The organism is Flavobacterium sp., from assembly GCF_032153895.1.
In the GTDB taxonomy this organism is placed as follows: domain Bacteria; phylum Bacteroidota; class Bacteroidia; order Flavobacteriales; family Flavobacteriaceae; genus Flavobacterium.
This window is the reverse complement of sequence record NZ_JALDYN010000001.1, coordinates 28,093-44,923: the sequence shown is the minus strand read 5'-3', so window position 1 is coordinate 44,923 and position 16,831 is coordinate 28,093. Positions and strand designations below refer to the sequence as shown.

At 37.8% G+C, this 16,831-nt stretch carries 17 protein-coding genes; 4 read left to right on the top strand and 13 right to left on the bottom strand.

Annotated features, from left to right (window positions below):
• Positions 1-36: 36 nt before the first annotated feature.
• Positions 37-837 carry a rhomboid family intramembrane serine protease gene (locus tag RUH60_RS00210; RefSeq protein ID WP_313803603.1) on the bottom strand — a complete coding sequence of 267 codons (801 nt, stop codon included), beginning with the start codon at positions 835-837 and terminating at the stop codon, positions 37-39.
• Positions 838-944: 107 nt separating this feature from the next.
• On the opposite strand from RUH60_RS00210, the gene RUH60_RS00205 reads away from it, so the two are divergent.
• The 3 genes from RUH60_RS00205 (at position 945) to RUH60_RS00195 (ending at position 3,426) form a co-directional block, all read left to right on the top strand.
• Positions 945-1,508, top strand: a complete 564-nt coding sequence (locus tag RUH60_RS00205; protein ID WP_313803601.1) for a Crp/Fnr family transcriptional regulator — start codon at positions 945-947, stop codon at positions 1,506-1,508.
• 85 nt (positions 1,509-1,593) lie between these two features.
• Entirely contained in the window at positions 1,594-2,061 is a 468-nt protein-coding gene (yiaA, locus tag RUH60_RS00200; RefSeq protein WP_313803599.1) for an inner membrane protein YiaA, read from the top strand.
• A gap of 87 nt (positions 2,062-2,148) precedes the next feature.
• Entirely contained in the window at positions 2,149-3,426 is a 1,278-nt protein-coding gene (locus RUH60_RS00195) for a replication-associated recombination protein A (RefSeq protein ID WP_313803597.1), read from the top strand.
• Here RUH60_RS00195 and RUH60_RS00190 read toward each other — a convergent pair.
• From RUH60_RS00190 to radC, 6 genes are all read right to left on the bottom strand, one after another.
• Positions 3,423-4,151 carry a hypothetical protein gene (locus RUH60_RS00190; RefSeq protein WP_313803595.1) on the bottom strand — a complete coding sequence of 243 codons (729 nt, stop codon included), beginning with the start codon at positions 4,149-4,151 and terminating at the stop codon, positions 3,423-3,425. The genes RUH60_RS00195 and RUH60_RS00190 overlap by 4 nt on opposite strands.
• On the bottom strand, positions 4,152-4,841 hold the full coding sequence (locus RUH60_RS00185) for a YjjG family noncanonical pyrimidine nucleotidase (protein ID WP_313803593.1): 690 nt from the start codon (positions 4,839-4,841) through the stop codon (positions 4,152-4,154).
• Positions 4,841-5,371 carry a hypothetical protein gene (locus RUH60_RS00180; RefSeq protein WP_313803590.1) on the bottom strand — a complete coding sequence of 177 codons (531 nt, stop codon included), beginning with the start codon at positions 5,369-5,371 and terminating at the stop codon, positions 4,841-4,843. Before RUH60_RS00180 ends, RUH60_RS00185 begins: the two co-directional genes overlap by 1 nt.
• The gene (locus tag RUH60_RS00175) at positions 5,364-6,608 is read right to left on the bottom strand and encodes an FtsX-like permease family protein (protein ID WP_313803587.1); all 1,245 of its coding nucleotides are present in this window, start codon (positions 6,606-6,608) and stop codon (positions 5,364-5,366) included. The genes RUH60_RS00180 and RUH60_RS00175 overlap by 8 nt, the downstream gene beginning before the upstream one ends.
• A complete protein-coding gene (locus RUH60_RS00170; RefSeq protein ID WP_313803584.1) occupies positions 6,605-7,234 on the bottom strand; it encodes an ABC transporter ATP-binding protein in 630 nt (209 codons plus the stop codon). Before RUH60_RS00170 ends, RUH60_RS00175 begins: the two co-directional genes overlap by 4 nt.
• Before the next feature lie 69 nt (positions 7,235-7,303).
• Positions 7,304-7,996 carry a RadC family protein gene (gene radC, locus RUH60_RS00165; protein ID WP_313803581.1) on the bottom strand — a complete coding sequence of 231 codons (693 nt, stop codon included), beginning with the start codon at positions 7,994-7,996 and terminating at the stop codon, positions 7,304-7,306.
• Positions 7,997-8,045: 49 nt separating this feature from the next.
• Between radC and RUH60_RS00160 the strand changes: the two genes are divergently transcribed.
• Complete coding sequence (locus tag RUH60_RS00160) at positions 8,046-8,633, top strand: DUF1287 domain-containing protein (protein WP_313804199.1); 588 nt, start codon at positions 8,046-8,048, stop codon at positions 8,631-8,633.
• Here the strand turns inward: RUH60_RS00160 and murC are convergent.
• The 6 genes from murC to RUH60_RS00130 all read right to left on the bottom strand — a co-directional run bounded on the left by murC (position 8,626) and on the right by RUH60_RS00130 (position 16,812).
• Entirely contained in the window at positions 8,626-9,981 is a 1,356-nt protein-coding gene (murC, locus tag RUH60_RS00155) for a Mur ligase family protein (RefSeq protein ID WP_313803579.1), read from the bottom strand. The two genes, RUH60_RS00160 and murC, sit on opposite strands and share 8 nt — an antisense overlap.
• A 15-nt stretch (positions 9,982-9,996) precedes the next feature.
• Positions 9,997-10,680, bottom strand: coding sequence for a hypothetical protein (locus RUH60_RS00150; protein ID WP_313803576.1), 684 nt, complete (start codon positions 10,678-10,680; stop codon positions 9,997-9,999).
• A gap of 183 nt (positions 10,681-10,863) precedes the next feature.
• Positions 10,864-13,014: a S46 family peptidase gene (locus RUH60_RS00145; RefSeq protein ID WP_313803573.1), complete on the bottom strand. Its 2,151-nt coding sequence runs from the start codon at positions 13,012-13,014 to the stop codon at positions 10,864-10,866.
• A 156-nt stretch (positions 13,015-13,170) separates the two neighbouring features.
• Positions 13,171-14,409: a zinc-dependent metalloprotease gene (locus tag RUH60_RS00140; protein WP_313803571.1), complete on the bottom strand. Its 1,239-nt coding sequence runs from the start codon at positions 14,407-14,409 to the stop codon at positions 13,171-13,173.
• Positions 14,410-14,534: 125 nt separating this feature from the next.
• A complete protein-coding gene (obgE, locus tag RUH60_RS00135; protein ID WP_313803569.1) occupies positions 14,535-15,536 on the bottom strand; it encodes a GTPase ObgE in 1,002 nt (333 codons plus the stop codon).
• A gap of 40 nt (positions 15,537-15,576) precedes the next feature.
• On the bottom strand, positions 15,577-16,812 hold the full coding sequence (locus tag RUH60_RS00130; protein ID WP_409559640.1) for a hemolysin family protein: 1,236 nt from the start codon (positions 16,810-16,812) through the stop codon (positions 15,577-15,579).
• Positions 16,813-16,831 lie beyond the last annotated feature (19 nt).

Genomic DNA, 16,831 nt, shown 5'->3' with positions numbered 1-16,831 from the left:
TTTGTTATTGTAATTCCCGCTATCCTTACAAGTCCTTCACTGCGTTTCGGAGCTTTTCATACTATCGGGGCTAGACAGGTTTTGATTTGCTTCTTTGTCGTCTTTCAAAAAATATATCACCGGAAGATTCGAAATAAAATAGGAATATTGCTGTTCCGACAAATCAGGTTTAGAAGTTGGTACAAAATTTCCTTGTTCATCAAAATGCTTCATAAACGGATCCTGTTTTGGGTCGAAATCAGGGCTCTCCCAATCGTACTTAATCGGTTTTTGATAATCTTGTGTTTTAATAAAAAAAGACAATAAAAACCCTGTGATGAATCCCGCCAAATGGCCTTCCCACGAAATATTTTCTTCCGCACTAGGAAATAAATACCAAACCATTCCTCCATATAGCACCACAATGGTTAAGGAAAGTGCTACTAATCGGTAGTAGCCAGACTGAATTCCTTTGAAAAAAATAAAACTCACCAACACATAAATCAAGCCGCTGGCACCAATATGCATGCTTTCCCTCCCAATCAGCCAAGTCCCGAATCCGGAAAGTAAAACTCCAAAAACCAAAACCTGAAAACTTTGTTCCCGATAAAAATACCGCAACGCCATCACCAAAGCAAAAAGTGGAATTGTATTGTTGTACAGATGCTCCAAACTTCCGTGTAGAAAAGGACTGAACATAACGCCTTTCAAGCCAGACAAAGTTCGCGGATAAATTCCATAATCGTAGAAACTCATCTTAAAACGGATTTCAAGCCAAAAAACTGCCCAAATAGCCAACACAAAGAGCATCGGCCAAGCAATTACAGACGGAGAAAATTTAAAATCGGTTTCTTTCATCAATTGAACTTTCTGGTTGTATATCAAAAACACCACCAAAATAAATTTAATGAAGTTTTGTCATGTTTTTAAATTTGATACTTATTTTAGCATTCAATACTAACCTCATGGAAAGACTGTTCAGCATTTTAAACTCCAAAGTCGAAATTTCAACTACAGATTGGGAATTCATCATCTCCAAAATAACTATCAAGGAATTCAAAAAGAAAAAGTATCTCATTACCACAAACACTATTGAGCAAAACATTTATTTCATTCTGGAAGGTGTTTTTCGCATTTTCATTGAATTGCCCGAAAAAGATGTTCACTCAGATTTTGGTTTCCCTAATGATTTTATCAGCAGTTATTCTTCCTTTTTAACCCAAACACCGAGCGTGGCTTGCATTCAGAGTTTGACAAAATCGAAAGTGATTTACATAACTCGCGAAGATTTACAGGAAATTTACAAAAACACTTCTTGTGGCGAATCCATCGGAAGAATTGTTGCGGAAGAATTTTTTCGTTACAAATCCAAAAGAGAATTGAGCTTCATGAAGGATTCTCCAACGGAGCGTTATTTAAACCTGTTCAAAGAGCAACCCAAACTCATACAAGACATTCCTCAAAAGTATCTGGCTTCCTACATCGGCATTACACCACAAGCTTTGAGCAGAATTCGCGCTAAGTTGTAACAACCTCCATTTTTATTAACCGAAGTTCATTGTTTCACCTTTCACATCTTCCTTTCTTTGACTTAGAAATTTAAACAGAAAAATCATGGAAACTAATCAAGAAAACAAAATCGAAGTAAAAAACACGGAAACAAAAGAAATATTCATCATGCAGAAACCCACCAGTGCCTTTGTAGGTGCCGCTTGGTTTACTTTATTAACCGGTATGGTATCCTACTGCATCGGACTTTGGAATGCCGAAATGCAACTTAACGAAAAAGGATACTATTTCACAATCTTGCTTTTCGGATTGTTCTCCGTCATTTCAGTGCAAAAATCAGTACGCGACAGAGCTGAAGGCATCCCAGTTACCGATATGTATTACGGCATCAGCTGGTTTACCACAATTGCAGCGATAGTCTTATTAGTTATCGGCCTTTGGAACGCAGACTTAGAGCTAAGCGAAAAGGGATTTTACGGCATGTCTTACCTACTTAGTTTGTTTGCCGCTATTAGTGTTCAAAAAAACACGCGTGATATGTTATTAGCCAACAACGCTCAAAAAAGTCACTAAACCATTTTATAGTCAATCAAGGTTCGGAATTAATTTTCTGAACCTTTTTCATTGAGATAAAAGTCAAAAAGATGTACTTTTACCACTATGGAAGCACCTTTAGCCGAACGCATACGCCCGCAACATTTATCGGACTACATCAGCCAATTACACCTGGTTGGCCCTGACGGTTCATTAACCCATCAAATTGGCCGAGGAATAATTCCATCACTGATTTTATGGGGACCACCCGGCACCGGAAAAACGACCTTGGCGCAAATCATGGCTCAGGAAAGCAAGCGACCATTTTACACCTTGAGTGCGATTAATGCCGGCGTAAAAGATGTTCGCGAAGTAATTGACAAAGCCAAGCAAAACAACGGCTTATTTACCGCTAAAAACCCAATACTGTTTATTGATGAGATTCACCGTTTCAGTAAATCGCAACAGGATTCCTTATTGGCTGCCGTAGAAAAAGGTTGGGTAACTTTAATTGGAGCTACAACCGAAAATCCAAGTTTTGAAGTAATTCCCGCTTTATTGTCAAGATGTCAGGTTTATGTACTCAACGCGTTTACCAAAGACGATTTAGACGCTTTATTGCACCGCGCTATTGAGGTTGATTCTGTACTGAAAGAAAAAAACATTCAATTGAAAGAAACTGAAGCCCTACTCCGACTTTCTGGTGGTGACGGTAGAAAACTATTGAATATTTTTGAATTAGTCATCAACGCTTCAGAATCAGACACCATTGAAATTACGAATGAAAAAGTGATGCAATTGGTTCAGAAGAATACCGTATTATATGACAAAACCGGCGAACAGCATTACGATATTATCTCGGCATTTATCAAGTCCATACGAGGAAGTGATCCTAATGGTGCTGTTTATTGGCTAGCCCGAATGATTGAAGGTGGTGAGGATGTAAAATTCATCGCCAGAAGAATGTTAATTTTAGCCTCCGAAGATATTGGCAATGCAAACCCAACGGCTTTAATTATGGCCAACAATACTTTTCAGGCAGTTACCACTATTGGTTATCCGGAAAGTAGAATTATTTTAAGCCAATGTGCCATTTATTTAGCCACTTCTGCTAAAAGCAATGCAAGTTATATGGCTATTGGAAAAGCACAACAAATTGTGAAACAAACCGGCGATTTACCGGTTCCGTTGCATTTAAGAAATGCGCCAACCAAACTGATGAAAGAATTGGGTTATGGCGATGAGTACCAATATTCGCATGATTTCCCGAATAATTTTGCCGCTCAGGAATTTCTTCCGGACGATATCAGCAACACTGTATTTTTTGAACCAGGGAATAACGCCCGTGAGAAAGAATTGCGTCAGTTCTTAAAAAACCGATGGGAAGATAAATATGGATACTAAAATTTAATTTCCAATTTTTCCGTTACCAGGTTTTCATTCTGATAGTATTCAAAAAACCATTGGCTATTTTTATTGAAAACTACGCCTTGAACAGTTTCTTTCTGTCCAATATAAAAGTTAGCCGCTGATGTTTTGTAAAGTTTCATCACTACTTTTGGAGTCGTATCAACTAATTGGTAACCATTAGAGTTGGGCTGAGCGAAAAGAAGAACAGTTCCTTCTTTATAACTTGGGCCTTCATTTGCATCCTTAGCAATTGAATTAGAAACTACTTTATTATTAATCACCTCATTTGAATCTCTTAACAATTTACTATTGATATTAGCTATTGATTTTCCTGCAATCCTAAATGCTTCTATATAGGCTTTAGAATATGTCTTTTCCCTGCTCACCCCTTCTACCGAGCTTAAAACCTCCTTATTGGTACAATCTTTAAGAACATATTGAATTTTAGTCAAGAAAAGATTTCCTCCTTTTAAAACATTAACATACAAAGCATCACATCCGTTTTGTGACAACTCTAAAGGAAATTCCTCAGTATCATAGTAAACTTCAAACCCTTGATTTCTAAAAATCATCTTCGTGATTTCATTCAAATTGTATTGATTAGGTTCCTTCTGAAAATCAAACTTAGCAGGAACTATTACATATTTATATTTATTCTCAATCTGTGCAAAACTCACAACTGAAAGAAACAAGCTTAAAAGCAACAATATTTTTTTCATCTATAACATATTTTTAAGTTCCGTCAGATGATATACCTGTGGAATTGTTTTTGTAATATCCAACTTTGACTCATTAAAGAAAACCGCATCCAATCCAATGTTTAAAGCTCCCTCAATATCCGCTTCAAAACTGTCCCCAATCATTAAACTTGACTGTTTTTTAGCATTTGCCAAATTTAAAGCAAATTCAAAAATTTCCGGATTAGGTTTTTTTACGCCCGCCATTTCTGAATTGGTTACTGTAGTAAAAAAATGCTCAATGTTGGCATTGCGTAACTTACCGTTCTGAACTTCCTGAAAACCATTAGTAATGATATGCAGTTTGTACTTTCCGCTAAGATATTCCAAAACTTCCATCGCGCCTTCAAAAAGATGATTGAATGTTGGCAAAAACCGAATGTATTCTTCTGAAATCAGATCAATTGTAGTATCATCAATCGCAAACGGAACAGAATCAAAAGAATCTTTCAATCGTTTGTAGCGTAATTCCTGATGACCGATTTTTTCTTCGCGATACAAAACCCAATACTCCTGATTAATCGGAACATAATGTTTTAAAAACTCTTTCAGATTTACATCGATTTGATGCTTGAGAAAAATAGTTTCAAAAGTAAGCGCCGAATTTCGTTCAAAGTCCCAAAGGGTATGATCTAAATCAAAAAAAATATCCGTTTTATTAGCAAATCGCATTATTTGGCTCCTTTCACAATTACGGCGTCCTCGATATGGTAAATCCAATCGTCTACATCAGATTCATTGGAACGAAATGTTCCGACAATGGTTACATATTGATCAGTTCTTAACTTAGGGGTTTCGCCACGAAATTTAATTCCGGCTATCGTTTCCGGTCCAGATTTTCCGCAGAAAAAACACGACGCAAACACGTTTTTACTCAAAGCGTAATTCTTATTATCTATCGGAACAATAAAACCGCTCATAGCCACTTTTCGCTTATTGGTTAACCGAAGTTTGGTATTCACAACCGGAAACTGTACTTCGCCATAGGTTTTGTCTTTTTTCTTCACGAATTTAATGTCACCCAACAGTTTCCAGGTAAGCGTATCCGGATGATTCTGCAATAAATTATCAAAATTCGGCAAAAAAGAAGCCTTACTCAAAGTTACAGCAGGCTGTGTAAATGCTTTGGTTTTCGGATTGTAAAACTGTTCTAATCCTAAAATCACAACTATCAGAAATACTATGCAATATATTTTACGCATTGGATAACGTTTTTGAAATATTCAATCGGTAGGCTTTTATCGCTGGGATAAAGGCTGCTAACAGTCCGACAAATATAGTTACTAAAAATAAAATCCCTTCTTTCTCCCAAACAAACTCTAACGGATTGAATGCTATTTTAAATTCTTCATCCGAAGATTTGGAGATGAACAACAAAGCAATCCTACCAAGAATTGTTCCAAAAAGAAAACCGATGGTGCACAAAACCAAACTTTCAATCAGGATGGTCTGCAGCAACTGAAAACGGGACGCGCCTTGGATTCGCAACAATGCAAATTCATATTTACGTTCTTTTAAAGTATTGAACAGCGCAATGAAAATACTGATTCCGGAAATGAGCATAATGCCATAAGCCAAATATTGCAAAGCCTCCAAACCAATTCCGAAAAGCGTAAACAAACGATTAATTTCAATTGCGGGTGAAGCCGCCTGCATTTTTGTGTTTTGCGCTATCATCCTTGGCCATAAAACGATTCCCATCTTATTTCTAAACTTGATTAAGACGGCTGTAATTTCTTTACCTTCTTCGGAAACCTGATTTTCATCACCTTCGATGTGAACGTGTTCGTCTTCACCATGCGGATGCACTCCTTCTTCGTGATCGTGGGTTTCGTGCATTGCCCAAACACTCTGAATGTTAGACAAAATCAGATTATCCACAACTTTTCCTGTCTTGGAAGCAATTCCTACCACTTTATAAGCCGCTTCTTCGTGTTTTTCACCTTCTTTGGCATCGCCGTGGGAACCGTAAAACGTATCGCCTACTTTAAGTTGCAGTTTCTGAGCAATTTCACTTCCGAGGACAACTTCGAAGGTTTGCGAGAACATTTTTCCCTGCTCGACTTTGCCTCCAAACTTTGCCAAATATTCCGGAGTAGTTCCTAAAATTTTAAAGCCTAAATAATTGTCGCCATACGCCAAAGGAATAGCCGATTTCACAAACGGATTCTGCATCCAGGTTTTAGCTTCGGCATAATTGATGTTTCCGGTTGGGGCATCCATTTGATAAACAGATGACAACACTAACTGCAACGGACTGCCTTGTGCTCCCAACACCAAATCAATATCATCCGCATTGCTTGAAAATTGTTCTTCAAACTGTTTTTGCAATAAAATCAGTACCGTAATAATCGCTACGCTCGACATGAGTAAAATAATACTCAAAATCGTATTCAAAGGTTTGAACCAAGTATTTCGCCAGGCTAATTTTGCAATCATGACAACGAAATTTGGTTAGTAAAACGTTCTTTCAATCGGGAATCATGGGTTACGATTACCAATGCAGTCTTATATTCTGCGGATATTTTCTCTAACAAATCGGCAACTTTAAAAGCATTTTCATCGTCTAAACTCGAGGTAGGTTCATCGGCTAAAACCACTTTCGGTTCATTAATTAAAGCCCTTGCAATGGAAACCCGCTGTTGTTGCCCGACACTTAATTGCGAAGGTAATTTATGCAACTGCTCCTGCAAATCAAGGTGTTCCAACAAGGATTTTGCTTTCTCACGAGCTTGTTTACCCGTTCCCAGCCAAGAGGCCAGCATCACGTTTTCCAAAACTGTAAAAGCTTCGATAAAATGATTTTCCTGTAAAACCAAGCCGATGTTTTTTCCGCGAAAATGATCTAATTTCCGTTCCGACAATTGTTCAATATTGGCATTGTTGATTACTACTTCACCTGATTCCGCTCGCAAAAGTCCTCCAAGAAGATGCAACAACGTGGTTTTTCCTTTCCCGCTTCCGCCGGTAATTAGGCAAACTTCGCCTTCGTTACACGAAATGTCCGGGAACTGAAATGTAGTTTTGGAATTATAGGAAAACGTTACTTTCTGCGTTTGAATCATGGTTAAATTTACTGAACAAGTAGCGCAATTTAGGAAATCCAAACCGAAAAACTCTTAAAGTCATATTAATTATAGAATTCCTTCGTCGGCAAAACTGAAATAATTCGTTTCCGTAACAATAACATGGTCTAATACCGAAATATCGAGGTGTTTTCCAGCTTCTTTCAGTTTTTTGGTTATCTGAATATCGGCTTCGCTGGCGATTAAACTTCCGGACGGATGATTATGCGATAAAATAACCGAAGTAGCGTTGTATTCTAAAGCAATTTTATAGATGATTCGTGTATCAACAACAGTTCCCGTGATACCACCTTTACTGATTTGTGTTTTGTAGACAACTTTATTGGAATTATTCAGATACAATACCCAAAACTCTTCATGCAACAATTCCCCGATAATGGGTTGCATGATTTCAAAAACGGCTTTGCTTGAAGTGATTTTTGTCAATTCCAGACTTTCTTCTGACTTTCGTCTTCTTCCTAATTCGGTGGCGGCGACTATGGAAATCGCTTTGGCTTCCCCAATTCCTTTGAAATTCGTTAACTGTTTCACGGATAATTTTCCGAGTGCATTCAGATTATTATCGACGGAAATCAAGATGCGTTTGGACAATTCCACAGCACTTTCGTTTCGGCTTCCGGAACCGATTAAGATGGCAATCAATTCGGCATCACTTAGTACGGATTTGCCTTTCAGCATTAGTTTTTCACGCGGTTTATCGTCTTCAGCCCAATACTTTATGGCAAAATTTGTATTTTCCATGGCATATACTTTTAAATTTATTTTGACGTTATATCTGATAAACGAAGATATGAAATTCCCACAATACTTAATCCTTTTCTTACTTTTAAATAGTTTTGCAACTTCCGAGAAAAGTTTCTATGAAAAACTTTCAGATGCTGCTTTAGTGCTTACAAAAGACAAAGTGACTTATGATCCTGCTTATGTCGCAATTCAGTATCCGAATGGCGATGTCCCTAAAAACAAAGGAGTTTGCACCGATGTTGTGATTCGTGCCTACCGCAAATTGGGCATCGATTTACAAAAAGAAGTTCACGAAGACATGAAAGCCAATTTTTCAAAATATCCGAACCTGAAGAAATGGGGCTTAAAAAAAACCGACACCAATATCGATCACCGTAGAGTACCGAATCTGGAAGTATTTTTCAGTCGAAAAGGAACGGAATTAGCAATTTCAGAAAACGCCAAAGATTACAAAACCGGAGAACTCGTAACTTGGATGATAAACGACAAATTACCACACATTGGCATAGTTACCAACAAAAAATCACCGGACGGAAAACGCCCGATGATTGTTCATAATGTGGGAGCCGGACAGGTTTTAGAGGATTGTTTGTTTTCCTATAAAATTGTTGGGCATTATAAATATTCTAATTAATCAAACCTTTTACATCATCAAAATTCAATCCGCCATAATTTCCGGAACTCATCAATAATAAAGCGGAATTCTCTAAATCACGGTTAAACAAAAAGTTTTTAAACTCTTCCGGATTCGTGTAAATAATCAAATCATTGCGTTTGAAAGCCTGTGCAATTTGTTCGTAAGTCACTTCTTCCAACTGTTTGATTTTTACCGCATCAGGCGAATAGAAAACTACGGCCACATCGGCATGATCTAAAGCTCCTTCGTATTCTTTTAGGAAATCAGCGTTCAAACTGCTGTAGGTGTGCAATTCCAGACAAGCGACCAAAGTTCGGTTAGGATATTGCTCTTTTACAGCTTTAGTAGTAGCCGAAACTTTACTTGGTGAATGAGCGAAATCTTTATAGGCTACTTTGGTTTTACTCTCAGCAATTTTTTCCAAACGCTTGGATGCGCCTTTGAAACTGGCAATTGCCTCATAAAAATCGGCTTCGTCTACGCCCATGTTTTGACAAATCCACTTGGCACCGGCTAAATTGTTTAGGTTGTGCGCTCCGAAAACTTCAATCGGCATTGGACCTTCTGGAGTTTCTAAAAGCGTTACGCCGTTTTCAACCGCATATTCCGGTGTGTGATAAGCAATTTTACGGATTGGATTGGTTGCAGCTTCGGCTACACGTTTTACTTCTGAGTCGTTTTCGTTGTAGACTAAGATGCCGCCGTTGGTAATCTTCTGAATAAAAATCTCGAATTGCTCAACATAATTTTCATACGTCGGAAACACATTGATATGATCCCAAGCTATTCCGGAAATCAAAGCAATGTTCGGCTGGTACAAATGAAATTTAGGACGACGATCTATTGGAGACGACAAATACTCATCCCCTTCTAAAACGATAAAATCATTTTCTTCGGTTAAATGTACCATGGTATCGAATCCTTCTAATTGGGCGCCAACCATATAATTCACTTCAATACCGTGATAATGCATCACATGAAGAATCATAGAAGTAATCGTGGTTTTACCATGCGAACCACCAATTACTACACGGGTTTTATTTTTGGATTGTTCGTATAAAAACTCCGGATACGAATAGATTTTCAAGCCTAATTCTTTTGCTTTTAACAATTCTGGATTGTCGGCTTTGGCATGCATTCCTAAAATGATGGCTTCAATATCGGAGGTGATTTTTTCAGGAAACCAACCCATTTCAACCGGCAATAAGCCTTTCTTTTCCAAACGGGATTTCGACGGTTCGAAAATAGCATCGTCGCTTCCGGTTACCTGATATCCTTTACTGTGTAAGGCTAGTGCTAAATTGTGCATGGCTGCTCCGCCAATAGCTATAAAATGTGTACGCATTTGTAAATCGTGAAATTATGCATTGAAATCAGCCTTTAACTTTTGGGCTTTTTCAGCGTTTTTTAATTTGTTCAAATATAAATCATAAAGCTTTTCAAAAGTGGTTTTGGAGTGACCAATTTCGTGTGCTTTTTTTAAATGAATTTCTGCTTTTTGATATCGTTTAAAATAGACATCAATATAACCTTTGGAAAGATAACCATCAACTTTGGACAATTTCATAAGTTCATCGGCATATTTTTGGGCTTTGGTTTCGCTACCGCCAACAATTCCGGGTAATTCGATGTAAAGCATTACGAGCGCCCAACGGGTTTCGATGTGATTTTTATCCAAATTGGCCGCGGTTCCAAAAGCTTCTTTAATATCATCTAACATTCCTAATGCTTTGAATTTACTAACCGATTTGGCTTTCATTCCTAATGCGCCGCCATACTTATAATGGTAATTCGCATTTTTAGAGTACTTTGTTTTCAAACTTTTATAGTAACCAATCGCTTCGTCCCATTGCTTTTGATGACCGGCAATGTCGCCTAAATATTCGATGGTTTTAGAATCCGAAGAATTATGCTTGAGATAATTTTGAAAATAGGGTTTGGCAGAAGTGTACTTTTTTTGCTTGAACAGCATTTCTCCTTGCTCAAAATCGGATTGCGACCAGAGGAATAGCGGGAAGAATAAAATTAGTAAAAAGTACTTCATGGGTCAAAAGTAACGAAAAGACAACAAACACAAAAGACCTTCACCACTTAGCCCCGGGTGGAGCGGCACCTTGTAAAGCGGAACACGGGAATGACGCCAACAAACTTGCCTGAATATTTGCTTCAAAAAAAAAAATCCGGAGACATTGCTGCCATCCGGATTTGAATTCCTTGAAAGGATAAATTATTTCACGATAGTCATTTCGTCTACGATGTGTTTTGCGTTTGAGAAGTTCTCAATTACCCACAACACGTAACGGATGTCTACGTTGATTGTTCTTTGTAATTTGCTGTCGAAGATTACGTCTCCGGCCATTGCTTCGATGTTTCCGTCGAAAGCCAAACCGATTAATTCTCCTTTTCCGTTCAATACCGGTGAACCTGAGTTACCACCTGTAATATCATTGTCAGTCAAGAAGTTTACGTGTAACGAACCGTCTTTGTCAGCATAACGACCAAACTCTTTGTTTTTGTTCATTTCCAACACGCGAGTTGGTAAATCGAACTCTTGGTCACCTTTTTTATATTTTTTCACCTGACCAGCCAACGTAGTGTAGTTGTTGATAGTCGCATCGTTGCGCTTGTCTGCCGGTAATGAACGTACTTTTCCGTAAGTTAAACGTAATGTTGAGTTTGCATCCGGATATTTGATTGTTCCGATTTTAGACTCACGTAAACCTTCTACCAATTTGCGGAATGCTGCACCGTAATCGTTAGTCGCTTTAGCAACTTCATCCGATTTTGCGTTGTAGTGGTTCAATAAATCGTTCGATAATTTTACGATTGGATCGTTTGAGATTAACGCCTCGTTTGGTACTTCCAAGAAAGCAGCGATGCGCTCTTTTGAAGATAAAATACTTAAGTCAAATGCAGCGTTTACATATTTTGTAAAATCGTTGTTGTTTGCTTTTGCCAACTCAGCAACAGCTGGTGCAATCGCATAACCTGTAGATTTTGTAGCGTACAATTTCAATTGTGCAGCTAAGATATCTTTTTCTGCAGGAACGTGAACTTCTTTGAAGAACTCATCTGCCATTTCTAAAATAGCCGGAGCCATTTGAGCACGTTTAGTTGCATCTGCTTTAGCGTAGTTTTCTAATTGTCTACCTAACGTTCTTGAAGCGGTTCCGTAAGCTGATGTTCTGAAAAGAGTCATCAAATAGTTATCGTGACGTGCTTTATCATTAGTCAGTTTGTAGTAATTGTTGATCGTTGCTACTACATTTCCGTATTTGGCTTTGTTCTCTTTTTTATTCGCCCATTTGTTGAATTTCGCTTCTTGAGACGCTTTAGTTTTAGCCGTTCCGAATTTGGTTAACGCGTCAATCATTCCCTGACGGTTTTTCCAGTAGTTCGCTACACCTGCATATTTAGAAGCATATACCAAGTTCAAAGCGTCGCTCTGATCCATGTACTTTTTCATCGCATCCATACCCGTTTTAGATCCTTCAACCCAAGCCGGATAAGCATATTTTACGTTTTGATCGATTCCTGAAGCAGGCATCCAACGGTTAGTTCTACCCGGATATCCTAAAATCATTGCGTAATCGTTTTCTTTAACACCTCCGATGTTTACCGGTAAATAGTGTTTTGGTTTTAAAGGCACGTTGCTTGTTGAGTAGTCAGCAGGATTTCCGTTAGCATCTCCGTATACACGGAACATAGAGAAATCTGCAGTGTGACGAGGCCACTCCCAGTTGTCAGTATCTCCACCGAATTTACCTAAACTTTCTGGTGGTGTTCCCACTAAACGAACGTCTTTATAATCTTGGTAAACAAAATAGTAGTACTCGTTTCCTTGGAAGAACGAACGAACAGAAACCGTATATTTTCCACCTTCGTTGTTTTCTTTTTCAATTATAGCGATTTCAGCGTTGATTGCTTTTTCACGTTCAGCCTCAGTCATGTTATCATTAACTTGAGACAAGATACGTTTAGACACGTCGTCCATACGCACGAAGAAACGCACGAATAAACTGGAAGGCTTTAATTCTTCCATTTTGGAATTAGCCCAAAATCCGTTTTTAAGGTGATTTTTTTCTGCAGTTGATAATTCAGCAATTGCATCGTATCCGCAGTGGTGGTTTGTCAATACTAAACCGTCTTTTGAAATCATTTCAGCAGTACATCCTCCGTTGAACTGAACGATTGCATCTTTCAAACTGTGGTTGTTGATACTGTAGATTTCTTCAGCCGTTAACTGCAATCCCATTTTTTGCATATCTCGGTGGTTCAAACGCTCGATGAACATTAAAAACCACATTCCTTCATCCGCCTTTACACTTGCAGGAACAAGCATAACTGCTGCGATTAGAGATAAAAGTAATTTTTTCATAGTAATATGTATTTTTAGTGGTGCGAATATAGTTTTTTTTGACTAATTGACTGATAGTTACCCTTGAGATTTAATCTATGTTAAGAAAATTTTAACAGCATTTTAAATAAAAAAAGCACCCATTTCTGAGTGCTTTTAAATATTGTAAAGTAAAACTTAATCTACCAACATTTTTCTAACAAAAGATTCTTCGCCAGAAAGTACTTTTACAAAGTATACACCAGTTGCTGCAGAACTCAAATTAATTTGTTGCTCTAAATCTGAATTTCCTTCAAATTTGTTACTGTAAACTGTTCTACCCGACTGATCATAAACTTCAACGCTGAAATCGTTAACATAGTCTGAAAACTGAATCACAAAACTTCCTTTGTTCGGATTTGGATAAACTGAAATACTATTCTTTTGGACAAACTCTCCATTTGACAAAGTTGTCTGATTGAAAGAACCCACAATTGTATTGAAATGAGCTTGTTGTCTTGTCGTTTGACCAGCTGTAAACATATACATACAAACATCGTTCGTATAATCCATGTAGTTCATTGTCATTTCTCTTGGAGTACCTGCACAAGTTGATAAATGTGAAATAGCAGGACATCCTCCATTTGCAGTGTTATGTTGTGGTGTATCTGCCACAAAATCATTACCACATGTTCCGTTACCCCAAATATGATTTAAGTTGAAGTAGTGGCCTAACTCATGTGTTAATGTTCTACCTAAATTATACGGAGCTCCTGGCATATATCCCGAACAACCATTTCCTGTTGCGCCAAAAGCAGTATTATTCATAAAAATAGCCGCCCCATCTGCTGGGTCAGAAGCAAGATAGGCATACCCTAAAGTACCCCCTAAATCATTTCTAACAATAATATTCAGATAACCAGCCCAATTAGTATCCCAATCACTTCCAGAACCAAAATCATATCCAAAAGTTACTGCAACATCTCCATTAACTAAACCCATTCCAGCTGGGTGATTTTGAGTTGCCAATTCTAACTGTATATTCAGCGAGCCATAATTCACACCCGGAAAATACGAACTTGTAGTATTTGTCCAAGTAGAAAGATCTGCATTTTGCGCATTATAATCTGCATTCAAAATATTTATCTGGTTTTGAGCCAAAGCCCTTAGACAATTTTTCAACGAAGCATTAGCACTACCTGCATTAGGATAATGAACCGCTACCGGTATTCTGGTAGGCCCTGATTGAGCACTTTTCTCTAAAGGTAATGATTGCAATCTAGAAAATTCATTCTCAAATCTCGCTTGTCTTTCTTCATACTTCTGTCGCATCACAGGATTTGACAACATTTCATTCATTTTTACCTCCATCAAACATTTTTCCTGAGAAAAACCTAGCTGGGAAATAAAAACAAGAGCTAGTAATTTAATTTTCATATAGTTATTAGTTTTAGTTAGTCCGCAAATCTATTTATTTTTTTTTAAGAAACAATGTTTTTATAACAATTTATTTGAACCTTGTTAAAATAAAAAAACACTCATTTCTGAGTGCTTTTTCGTACTTATACATTTAACATTTGCCAAAGTTTATCCTTCAATTCCGTGAGTCCTTGTTGGGCTACCGAAGATATGAACATATACGGTATTCCTTTCAGTTCTTTGTCGAGGTGTGCTTTCATTTCCGATTTAAGTTCATCGTCCAACATATCGGATTTGGAAATCACCACCAATCGGTCTTTATCCAACATTTCCGGATTGTAGCGGCGCAATTCATCAATAAGAATTTCGTATTCTTTTTTAATATCGTCTGCATCTGCTGGAACCAAGAACAACAAAGTCGAGTTACGTTCAATGTGACGTAAAAAGTAATGCCCTAATCCTTTTCCTTCCGCTGCTCCTTCTATAATCCCAGGAATATCAGCAATAACGAACGATTGAAAATCACGATAAGCCACAATTCCTAAATTCGGTTTTAAAGTGGTAAACGGATAATCGGCAATTTTAGGTTTGGCTGAAGTTAACACCGACAATAAAGTTGATTTCCCGGCATTTGGAAAACCTACTAAACCAACATCAGCTAAAACTTTCAACTCTAAAATTACATCGGTTTCTTCACCGGGCATTCCGGGCTGCGCATAACGTGGCGTTTGATTGGTTGCACTTCTGAAATGCCAGTTTCCTAAACCGCCTTTTCCACCTTTAACTAAGATTTTCTTTTCGCCTTCTTCAGTAATTTCAAAAAGGGTTTCACCGGTTTCAACATCTTTCACTACTGTTCCTAAAGGTACTTCGATGAATTTATCTTCGCCATCGGCTCCGGTACTTCTGGAACTTCCTCCATCACCGCCGTGACCTGCTTTAATGTGACGCAAAAATTTCAAATGAAACAAGGTCCATAAATTTTTACTTCCCACTAAAAACACGTGTCCACCACGACCACCATCACCACCATCAGGACCACCTTTTTCAATAAATTTCTCGCGGTGTAAGTGCGAAGAACCCTTACCTCCTTTTCCGGAAGCGGCATATATTTTAACGTAATCTACAAAATTCCCCTCTGTCATTTTTCAATCAATATCAGTTTGCCCTTGACAAACCGTTCATTTATAATTCGTCGTCTTTAAGTACGCGCACTAAAACTTTGTCAATTTTAATACCGTCCATATCGACAACTTCCAATTCCATTTTGTTCCAAATCAGTTTTTCCCCTAATTTCGGTATATAACTTAATTCAGTCATAATTAGTCCGCTAACCGTAGTTACATCATAATCATTAATCAACTCGTCCATATCGAAATAGGTCAAGAAGTCGTGTAGCGAATAATGTCCATCAACCAACCAAGTTCCGTCTTCGCGAGCGACTAATTGAAACTCTTCTTCATAAAACTCCGAAGCATCTCCAACCAAGGCTTCCAATATATCATTCAAAGTAATAATACCCTGAAAAACACCGTATTCATCCGTTACCAAAGCATAATGTACTTTAGAACTTTTAAAAATCTCAAGTGCTTTATATGCAGAGGTGTGCTCAATAAAATAAACCGGTTCTTTCGAAATAGACCTCATATCAAAAGTTCCTTTCTTCTCAAAACCTAAAAACAGGTCTTTCAGATGCACCACACCAATGACATTATCCAAATTCTCCTCACAAATTGGATAAACGGAATGCAACTCATCCAATACTTTCTCCTTAGTTTCTTCGAAAGTATCTTCCAACGACAAATAAGTTACCGATTTACGGTGCGTCATTAAGGAATTCACTTTTCGATCACCGATATGGAATACACGTTCCACAATATCTTGCTCGATTTCCTGAACTTCCCCAACTTCGGTTCCTTCTTTAATAATCGCTTTGATTTCTTCTTCGGTTACTTTTCCATCAGCCGTTGGCTTGATTTTCAAAACATTAAGTATGAAATCTGTTGACGTAGTAAGCAACCAGATAAAAGGCGCAGTGACTACCGAGATAAATTTCATTGGAACCGCAACTGCTTTTGCAATTGTTTCCGGATAATTCAACCCGATACGTTTTGGAAGTAATTCTCCTAAAACCAATGAAAAATAAGTTAAAACCACAACCACAATCCCAACGGCCAAGCTTTGAGAATACGGCTTCATCATTTCAAATTGTTCTAAGAACAACTGAACATTATCGGTTACTTTTTCACCACTGTAAATACCAGTTAAAATACCAATTAAGGTAATCCCGATTTGAACGGTAGATAAAAACTTGTTTGGCGAATTCGCCAAATCTAAAGCTGTTTTTGCACTCGTGTTACCTTTTTTAGCGGCGGTTTCCAACCTGTTCTTTCTTGCTGATATGAGTGCGATTTCTGACATGGAGAAAACTCCATTTAGT

Coding starts and splice junctions, on each gene's coding strand:
- RUH60_RS00150 (WP_313803576.1), bottom strand. CDS start 10,680: ATGAAGTACTTTTTACTAATTTTATTCTTCCCGCTATTCCTCTGGTCG.
- RUH60_RS00205 (WP_313803601.1), top strand. CDS start 945: ATGGAAAGACTGTTCAGCATTTTAAACTCCAAAGTCGAAATTTCAACT.
- RUH60_RS00130 (WP_409559640.1), bottom strand. CDS start 16,812: ATGTCAGAAATCGCACTCATATCAGCAAGAAAGAACAGGTTGGAAACC.
- yiaA (WP_313803599.1), top strand. CDS start 1,594: ATGGAAACTAATCAAGAAAACAAAATCGAAGTAAAAAACACGGAAACA.
- RUH60_RS00145 (WP_313803573.1), bottom strand. CDS start 13,014: ATGAAAAAATTACTTTTATCTCTAATCGCAGCAGTTATGCTTGTTCCT.
- RUH60_RS00190 (WP_313803595.1), bottom strand. CDS start 4,151: ATGAAAAAAATATTGTTGCTTTTAAGCTTGTTTCTTTCAGTTGTGAGT.
- RUH60_RS00170 (WP_313803584.1), bottom strand. CDS start 7,234: ATGATTCAAACGCAGAAAGTAACGTTTTCCTATAATTCCAAAACTACA.
- RUH60_RS00180 (WP_313803590.1), bottom strand. CDS start 5,371: ATGCGTAAAATATATTGCATAGTATTTCTGATAGTTGTGATTTTAGGA.
- RUH60_RS00140 (WP_313803571.1), bottom strand. CDS start 14,409: ATGAAAATTAAATTACTAGCTCTTGTTTTTATTTCCCAGCTAGGTTTT.
- RUH60_RS00175 (WP_313803587.1), bottom strand. CDS start 6,608: ATGATTGCAAAATTAGCCTGGCGAAATACTTGGTTCAAACCTTTGAAT.
- RUH60_RS00210 (WP_313803603.1), bottom strand. CDS start 837: ATGAAAGAAACCGATTTTAAATTTTCTCCGTCTGTAATTGCTTGGCCG.
- RUH60_RS00185 (WP_313803593.1), bottom strand. CDS start 4,841: ATGCGATTTGCTAATAAAACGGATATTTTTTTTGATTTAGATCATACC.
- RUH60_RS00195 (WP_313803597.1), top strand. CDS start 2,149: ATGGAAGCACCTTTAGCCGAACGCATACGCCCGCAACATTTATCGGAC.
- obgE (WP_313803569.1), bottom strand. CDS start 15,536: ATGACAGAGGGGAATTTTGTAGATTACGTTAAAATATATGCCGCTTCC.
- murC (WP_313803579.1), bottom strand. CDS start 9,981: ATGCGTACACATTTTATAGCTATTGGCGGAGCAGCCATGCACAATTTA.
- radC (WP_313803581.1), bottom strand. CDS start 7,996: ATGGAAAATACAAATTTTGCCATAAAGTATTGGGCTGAAGACGATAAA.
- RUH60_RS00160 (WP_313804199.1), top strand. CDS start 8,046: ATGAAATTCCCACAATACTTAATCCTTTTCTTACTTTTAAATAGTTTT.